The following is a 7,683-nucleotide window of genomic DNA, read 5'->3' on the forward strand; positions in this document are numbered from 1 at the left end:
AGCCCTGGGGTAGGGTAAAAGGAAACTCTGTCTGCATTATCTTGTGGGGAATTTAGAATTGAGAATTTAGAATTTAGAATTGGGAATCGGGAATTGGGAATCGGGAATCGGGAGTCGGGAATCGGGAATCGGGAATTTAGAATGCGCGAATTTAGAATTGGGAATCGGGAATTGGGAATTGGGAATCGGGAATTGGCAGTTGGTAACAGGTGTAGGTTGCTTGCAGCAAAGCGCGGAATCTAACGAAACCTAATTGACACTCCCTACTCCCTACTCCCTACTCCCTACACCCTACACCCTACACCCTACACCCTACACCCTACGTCCATTTACCGTTTTCTACGGTGACCCCTTCGTGGACAATTTCGAGGGTTTCAATGGCTAATTCATTGGAAGTAGCATCAAGGCTTGGACCTGTCCACTTAACTGGCCAACAGTTGATCAGGTTCCAGCGCACTTTTTCATTTCCGGCATCATCCCAGAGGACGATAGACATATTTTTGCGATACTCGGAGGGGTCTTTGGCGGTTGCTACCTTGGTTCGCCAGTCCCATAATTCCCTGTCATCAGTAATGCCGCGACTGAGAGTAACTTGAGAGAGGGTGAGCATACCAGGGATTTGGCGCATATTCAGCATTCTATCGGTACCCTCTCGATAGGTGCTAATTTCCTGAGTGGTGTCTATCCCTGAGCAGCTTCTGAAACCGGCGCGGGTGATACCATCGATTTCTACTTTGAAGTTGTAACCTCTGTATGGATCTTTTCGAGAAAATACCATCGTCAAAAACCTCCTAATATCCTAATAATTGCTGTTGACTGTTGCTAGCATGCCAATTGCCTATTGCCAATTGCCTATTGCCTATTGCCTATTGCCTATTGCCTGTTGCCTATTGCCTATTGCCTTGCTAACCCAGACCTATGCTGCTACTTTCACACCACTAGCACCGAGAATAATACGCACAGTGATCAATTCACTAGGAATAGCAGGTGCTAAACCAATTTCTGTGACCACCATCCCTGCTTCTCTTACTTCTGGTGGGTTCGTTTCAGCATCACATTTAATGTAAAAAGCTGTCTGTTCTGTTGTTCCTTTGAGAGCACCTTGTTCGAGTAAGTCTTCAAAATAGGCGGTTAACTCTCGTTCAATCTGGACCCATAATCTCAGATCGTTTGGCTCAAAAGCTATATCTATCAGGTTCAGTTCTAGCCATCTGCCCACTGTCAGAAATAACCGTTGTACGTTGACATAAGTCCAATTTGCATCCTCACTGAGAGTACGTGCTCCCCACACTCGAATACCTCGTCCGGGAAAAGCCCGCAGGCAATTAACCCCAAGGGGATTGAGAATGTCCTGCTCGCGATTGGTCAGACTGAACTCTACATCGACTATGGCTTCGATAGTCTCATTTGCCGGTGCTTTGTGAACGCCAAATTGTTGGTCGCTACGGGCGTAAACTCCAGCAATGTGACCACAGGGGGGCATCCAGTCGGGACCGTTTTCAGCTTTAATCCAGGGATAATACAAAGCACCGCTTTTCCCCTGCAGTTTCGACCTTTGCTCTGTTACCCTCTCTATAGACTGAGTCACTTGTACTGCTACTGGAGGGAGCGAGTCTAAGATGGCAAAGCGATCGCCTTGCCGATCACAGTGTTCTAAGATAGCATTCTGCATCCTCAACACGTCATCGTGGTTACGGTTTCCTGCCATTAGATCCGGCACACAGACCAAGTCAATTTTAGTCAAGGATGCGATCGCTCCTAGTCCTCCACTATCATCTGCCGCTCCTCCCAGTGCTTCTGTGATCGAAACTGTGTCTTCTAGCCGCACAACTAAGCACAAGCTGCCACCATTTTCAAAGAAGCCACGTACAGCGTAACCCAGGTAACCCTCAGCTAGAGGCTGACCAAAGGTTTCTGTAAATTGAGACCAGAGGGTAATTTCCTGGGGGGAGTTAATTGGTCCAGTCTCGGCAAATCCTAGGAATGCGGGTACACCTGTGAGGAGTCCAGGTCCTGGTTTAGGGAATATCTCCTCTCGATAGACACCCGGTGTCAGTTGCTGAGAATATACCATACTTTGATCTTCCTTGTTCCTATGGATTTGGGGTGTAGCCTAAGGCTTTGGGGTGTCGGCTTTGGGGTCGGGTCCGGGTGCGGGCTGTGGTAAAATTCTCAGGGAAAAAACCCTACTCCCTACTCCCTACTCCCTACTTCCCTAGCTCCCACTAGGACTTGCCCACTGGCTAAGGCGGAAGACCACAAATTCCGCTGGCTTGGTCACTGCCACACCAATTTCTGTTACTACCTGACCTAAATCTCTGACTTCTGGGGGATTGGTCTCTTCATCACACTTGACGTAAAAGGCTTCCTCAGGTGTATTGCCAAATAATGCCCCCGTACTCCAGACATTGGTCAGGAAAGCATTAACATTGCGGGTAATCTGCGCCCAAAGTTCAGGATTATTGGGTTCAAATACGATCCACTGAGTACCTTCGTCAATAGATTCCCGCAGATAATTGAATAGACGACGGACGTTGATGTACTTAAACTCTCCATTGAAATCACCACCGAGGGTGCGTGCCCCCCAGACTCTAATATTACCGTTGAGATTACGGATGCAGTTGATGCCGTGTTTGTTAAGTTGCTCCTGCTGGGCTTTGGTGATGTTGTACTGTAGACCCAATGCTCCTCGTATAGTTTCATTAGCTGGGGCTTTGTGAACTCCTCGTTGTTGATCGACGCGAGCATAAATACCAGCGAGATGACCACTGGGGGGCACATTGACCAAACCATCAGTGCTCGGGTTTTTTATCTTATAGGGTGGATCAAAGGCTTTAATCCAGGGGAAATAAAAAGCAGCATAGTCGGTTCTGCCCGGGACATTGTCATCCCCTGGTTGCATCGTCTTCCAGGTATCATCATCCCAATCTCTTGGACTATCTAATATAGCAAAGCGGTCCTGAGTATTCTGACAGTGAGTGATCATGGCATTGTTAATCTTGGGGTTGGCAATACCAGGAACGGCAACCATAGCAATTTCGTCAATAGCTCCAAATTTTTCTTCTAGAAACTCAGCCGTAATGTGATGTCTCTCTGCAACCCGCACCACGTAGCAGCGAGTACCACCGTTGTTAAAAAATCCATAGACAGCTTGAGCTAGATAACGGTGATATGAACCTAATGAGAAGTTGCCAAAGAATTTCTTGAACTCGCTAAAGTTAGTACATAGTTTGACTTCACCAGCTGTTACAGGGGCAAAAGGGGTTGTAATATAAGTTGGATTGGTAGTTTCATCGGTGGGTTGGCTTGGGTCATAGTTTGGGTTAGGTTCTGGAATGTCAATTGAGTCTGCTATTGTACCCACAAAACCGGCAGTACTAGTTCCTACGCCAGCAATGGGAGCAGAACCAGAGGCTACTTCCTCAACGTATACTCCTGGTGATAAATAGGTTGGCATTTTCTAAACTCCTTGAAACAGTTTAATCAAAGGCTGGATCTGAGCAAAATGCGTACGCTTCTGGTACGGGCGCACAGCGGTGCGCCCCTACTGACTACCTGACCATTGACTGATGCGGAAAATAACAAATTCCGCTGGCTTGGTCACTGCTACTCCAATTTCTGTTACTACTTGACCCAAATCTCTGACTTCTGGTGGATTGGTCTCTTCATCACACTTGACGTAAAAGGCTTCCTCTGGTGTATTACCGAATAATGCCCCTGTACTCCAGACATTGGTCAGGAAAGCATTAACATTGCGGGTAATCTTCGCCCAAAGTTCCGGATTATTCGGTTCAAATACCATCCACTGATTACCTTCGTCAATAGATTCCCGCAGATAGTTAAACAGGCGGCGGACGTTGATGTACTTAAATTCTCCATTAGCATCACCACCGATGGTGCGTGCTCCCCAGACTCGAATATTGCCATTGAGATTACGGATGCAATTGATGCCTTGGGGGTTGAGTCCATCCTGCTGGGCTTTGCTGATGTTGTACTTCAGACCCAATGCTCCTAATATTGTTTCATTTGCTGGGGCTTTGTGGACTCCTCGTTGTGTATCGACACGGGCATAGAGACCGGCGAGATGACCACTGGGCGCTACATAGATCCCACCATCCCCTTTGGGGTTCTGTGTGTTGGTGGCTGGATCGAAGACTTGAATCCAGGGGAAGTAAAAAGCGGCATAATCAGATTTGCTAGGTACATTGCCATCCCCTGGTTGCAGTGTTTTCCAAGTATCATCCAAATTTTCCTGACTATCCAAGATTGCGAAGCGATCCTGGGTCTTCTGTTGACAGTGAGTGATGATGGCATCGACAACACTGCTGTCGGTAATGCCAGGGGCAGCAACGATCGCAATTTCGTCAATAGGCTCAAATGTATTTTCTAGGAAGTCAGCCGTAATCTCACTCTCTGCTGCTGCCCGCACCACATAGCAGCGAGTACCACCGTTGTTAAAGAATCCATAGACGGCGTGAGCTAGCTGACGTTGACCTGGATCGGTTGAGAAGTCTCCAAAGAACTTCTTGAACTCGCTAAAGTTAGTACATAGTTTGACTTCACCGACTTTTTCCGGTGAAAAATTGGTTGTAATATGAGCCGGATTTTGGGTTTCATCAATGTCTTGGCTTGGGTCATAGTTAGGGTTTGGTTCTGGAATTGTAATCGAGTTTGGAAAGGCACCAATAAAACCGGCGGTACTAGTTCCTACCCCAGCAATTGGAGCAGAACCAGAGGATACTTCCTCAACGTATACTCCTGGTGATAAATAGGTTGGCATTCTCTTTAACTCCTTGAATAAATCAAATCAAATCAAAGCCTCGATTTCAGCAAAATTATCTAACTCTTCGGTTGAGATATAGCGCTACGCGCAAGGCAATAGGCAATAGGCAATAGGCAATAGGCAATAGTTTACTAGAACAGCTTTTGCTGCTTGTATCAATGTCCTAACTTTAATGCGTAGTGCTATAACTAGATGCTTCCTACCCTATTTTCTCTGATGAGAAAAAAATATTTAGTGGCCACTTGCCCTTGGTTCAAGTCTATAAGTTTGGAGCAGAACCAGAGGGGACTTCCTCAACCTAGACACCTAGGGATAAATTAGGTTGGCATTCTCTTTAACTCCTTGAATAAATCCAACTCTTTGCCTCGATCTCAGCAACGTTCTCTAACTATTGTATTGAGCTCCCCAAATACTTTTTACTTCATTTACTATTTCTACTTCATTTACTCTGATAAGAGAGAAATTGTGCGTGGTCACTTGCCCTTGGTTCAAGTCTACAAGTTGAGAGGTTTCTTGCTGGTAGCCTTGGGCAACAACGTTAACTATAACCTGGCGAGGACTTGATTTATCCCTAGATGCTTCCAGACTACTCAGGAGATAGTTGCCATCGTTGTCAGTAAAAGTCCCCTCAATTTCAACTTTGGCCATAACCACAGCTTCATCGTCTGAGTTGGTGACCTTACCCAACAGAGCAGTTGGTTGGAAATAGAAATTAACAGTAGGTATCGCGATTGCACCAGTTTCTGGATCTGATGATACCTGAACCTCGGTCTGATCGGATTCCGTATTAGAACCAGGCGGTATAGTTTTGATGGTTGGGTCAGCACTATAGCGAGTACCCGTACCTGGCAAGGAAGCCGTCAAGGTATATGGCCCATCAGGGAGATCCTGGAATTGACACTCCCCGACCTGTTCGCTTAGCGGAGGCCGTAGGCCACAAGGCGCGGGGATTCCTAGATCAACGAGCCGCCTTAAACCGCCGTGTTCTAATCTTTGACGCCGTCAAAAATTAGACAATACTTAAACCAAAAACCCGTCAAGACCAAGTTCCTAGTTAATTCACGACAGACCCAGAGGGCGATTCTCCCTAGGCGTTTAGCTACTTAATTGGAAGTGCCTTAAAAAGTCCGTTTCCCTTCCTTTTCACTTGGTTCCGGTGTGCCCCACCGTACCGTTTTTTCGTGCATAGTGATTTTTCTGGGTTCACACACCAACTGTTAATTGATGATTGGGTTTTTAAAGAGGACCTTCCCTACCCTCTAGGCATTACTGTTTTAAGGTCAATAAGTTACGGGTCTCTCTCCCGGCTCAGCCTCGGTTTCTCAACCTGTACCTACTTTATTCTAAATTACTTTCGATTCTAAATTACTTTCGATGATGATTCCGGAGTCTTCTAGGAATTTATTTCATGGCGACATTAGTCGCTGTTCACTTTCATCCCCGCTCGCTTTGTGACGGGGCTTTCAGTGTTCGGATTCCTAGTAAAAATAGCCGTCAACTCTGGTACGAGTGCGGTCAGGTCTCTCGACCCTCTTTTCCCAGTCATCTCCGTAAAGCCCAGCTAGCAGATCTAACTTGCTTTTGAAGCTGTCGGGCATATCGGCAATCTCGACCACTGCTCCCGGAATCACCTGCTGAGTTTGGTCATCTTTCACCTGCCCAGCGATGGCGACCTGATGGCGGATTGCTTCCAACCTGATCTTATTTGACACGAGCAATACTCCCTTAGTCAACTACAGGATTTAAACATCGCCCCCGTGGGTCCCTCACAGGGGTAGGTTTTTTACATTAGGGTCAAACATGGGACTTAACCTGATCAGAGTAAAAGGAAAACAACGAATAAATGATGATTTTTAACGACAAATTAAGTACATTGTCTTGATGCAGTCGCTCATGGGGGAAACCCCCTTTGGCGGCGCTGCATCGCTTTCTTATCCCCCACACCCCACACCCCACACCCCACACCCCACACCTGAGGTCTTTGTAAAAAACCTACCCTTATGAGGTTAGGGGGGCGGGGGACTTTGAGAGTAGTACCCCAAGTTTGGGGGGTTAGGGGGGCAAAACCAACTAAACTTCGTAAGTCCAGTTACTTAATCCTCATATTTGTCCTCATATCGGTTACCAAAGTTCCTGCGTCAACCGGATCATCGACTTCCACAGCCATAGTCAGGGTGTAGTTCAATGCTGGTCTGGGCTTTCCTCCCATTGCTTGCCAGAATTCCCCCAAACTTTGTAGGTTGCTCTGACTCAGACTAACTGTCCTGATCGGAGGTTCCATCCCCTTGAGGCTTCCCTGTAATACAGCGGCTGGAATTATACGATGACGCAGTAGCACTTTCATTACCTCCCCCAGCCATTGGTGCTCTTCTTGCTCTGGTTTTTGACCATCACCTGTTGTAAGAGCAGACCAAGCAGTGATTAGGTAAGAGCAATCCACTCGCACTGGATTACGCCTTTTGGTCGCCCTACCGTTACTGCGTTCTGTTGACCAGGTGGTGTTACGTAACTCCAGATTCTCACGCACATCGTAAAGAAAGAGATTAATCGCTGGCTTAACACTAAAATCCTTGTCAGGTGTGGCAAAGCTAATCGTAACTGACGAGATTAGGTCAGGAGGGAGTTCGCCCTTGAGCAATTCCTCCAAAGTTTTATCCAGGTCATGAATCATCGCATTTCCCCACTCTTAGCACGCAGGTGGCCAAATCATCAGCCAAATGGTTGAGGTCAATCAGCAATTTGGCTAACCCAAGTATCAACTTTAGAATGCAAACTGCCCCTTAATTCTTCTCCGTAACAAAAATACATACAAGTTATCAGTACTTAGTGAATCAGTTGCACAGTTATTGAAGTTATTACGAATCATTAAATCAGCCCAGCATACTGACCAAATTCCCCCT

9 protein-coding genes are annotated in these 7,683 nt (G+C 46.6%); 2 read left to right on the top strand and 7 right to left on the bottom strand.

Annotated features, from left to right (window positions below):
• Positions 1-79 precede the first annotated feature (79 nt).
• Positions 80-253, top strand: coding sequence for a hypothetical protein (locus F6K38_RS31460; RefSeq protein WP_287249923.1), 174 nt, complete (start codon positions 80-82; stop codon positions 251-253).
• A gap of 66 nt (positions 254-319) precedes the next feature.
• Here F6K38_RS31460 and F6K38_RS31465 read toward each other — a convergent pair whose 3' ends face one another.
• From F6K38_RS31465 to F6K38_RS31485, 5 genes are all read right to left on the bottom strand, one after another.
• Positions 320-778, bottom strand: coding sequence for a phage tail protein (locus F6K38_RS31465; protein ID WP_287249924.1), 459 nt, complete (start codon positions 776-778; stop codon positions 320-322).
• 138 nt (positions 779-916) lie between these two features.
• Positions 917-2,074 carry a phage tail sheath family protein gene (locus tag F6K38_RS31470; protein ID WP_071105172.1) on the bottom strand — a complete coding sequence of 386 codons (1,158 nt, stop codon included), beginning with the start codon at positions 2,072-2,074 and terminating at the stop codon, positions 917-919.
• A gap of 141 nt (positions 2,075-2,215) precedes the next feature.
• Positions 2,216-3,457 (bottom strand): phage tail sheath family protein, encoded by a 1,242-nt coding sequence (locus tag F6K38_RS31475; RefSeq protein ID WP_071105173.1) that lies wholly within the window; start codon positions 3,455-3,457, stop codon positions 2,216-2,218.
• Between the two features lie 87 nt (positions 3,458-3,544).
• Entirely contained in the window at positions 3,545-4,780 is a 1,236-nt protein-coding gene (locus F6K38_RS31480) for a phage tail sheath family protein (protein WP_071105174.1), read from the bottom strand.
• A 387-nt stretch (positions 4,781-5,167) separates the two neighbouring features.
• Positions 5,168-5,647 carry a carboxypeptidase-like regulatory domain-containing protein gene (locus F6K38_RS31485; protein ID WP_287359002.1) on the bottom strand — a complete coding sequence of 160 codons (480 nt, stop codon included), beginning with the start codon at positions 5,645-5,647 and terminating at the stop codon, positions 5,168-5,170.
• A gap of 5 nt (positions 5,648-5,652) precedes the next feature.
• On the opposite strand from F6K38_RS31485, the gene F6K38_RS31490 reads away from it, so the two are divergent.
• Positions 5,653-5,796 carry a hypothetical protein gene (locus F6K38_RS31490; RefSeq protein WP_158026554.1) on the top strand — a complete coding sequence of 48 codons (144 nt, stop codon included), beginning with the start codon at positions 5,653-5,655 and terminating at the stop codon, positions 5,794-5,796.
• 465 nt (positions 5,797-6,261) lie between these two features.
• On the opposite strand, the gene F6K38_RS31495 is transcribed toward F6K38_RS31490, so the two are convergent.
• Together F6K38_RS31495 and F6K38_RS31500 are read right to left on the bottom strand one after the other, a co-directional pair.
• Positions 6,262-6,495 (bottom strand): hypothetical protein, encoded by a 234-nt coding sequence (locus tag F6K38_RS31495; RefSeq protein WP_071105176.1) that lies wholly within the window; start codon positions 6,493-6,495, stop codon positions 6,262-6,264.
• A gap of 377 nt (positions 6,496-6,872) precedes the next feature.
• Complete coding sequence (locus tag F6K38_RS31500) at positions 6,873-7,454, bottom strand: Pvc16 family protein (RefSeq protein ID WP_071105177.1); 582 nt, start codon at positions 7,452-7,454, stop codon at positions 6,873-6,875.
• Positions 7,455-7,683 lie beyond the last annotated feature (229 nt).

The sequence above is a fragment of the Moorena sp. SIO3B2 genome (assembly GCF_010692525.1).
Lineage (GTDB): Bacteria > Cyanobacteriota > Cyanobacteriia > Cyanobacteriales > Coleofasciculaceae > Moorena > Moorena producens.

What these genes read in the sequence shown, in the direction of transcription:
- F6K38_RS31480 (WP_071105174.1), bottom strand. Translation starts at nt 4,780, where the DNA reads ATGCCAACCTATTTATCACCAGGAGTATACGTTGAGGAAGTATCCTCT.
- F6K38_RS31490 (WP_158026554.1), top strand. Translation starts at nt 5,653, where the DNA reads ATGGCCCATCAGGGAGATCCTGGAATTGACACTCCCCGACCTGTTCGC.
- F6K38_RS31465 (WP_287249924.1), bottom strand. Translation starts at nt 778, where the DNA reads ATGGTATTTTCTCGAAAAGATCCATACAGAGGTTACAACTTCAAAGTA.
- F6K38_RS31475 (WP_071105173.1), bottom strand. Translation starts at nt 3,457, where the DNA reads ATGCCAACCTATTTATCACCAGGAGTATACGTTGAGGAAGTAGCCTCT.
- F6K38_RS31470 (WP_071105172.1), bottom strand. Translation starts at nt 2,074, where the DNA reads ATGGTATATTCTCAGCAACTGACACCGGGTGTCTATCGAGAGGAGATA.
- F6K38_RS31500 (WP_071105177.1), bottom strand. Translation starts at nt 7,454, where the DNA reads ATGATTCATGACCTGGATAAAACTTTGGAGGAATTGCTCAAGGGCGAA.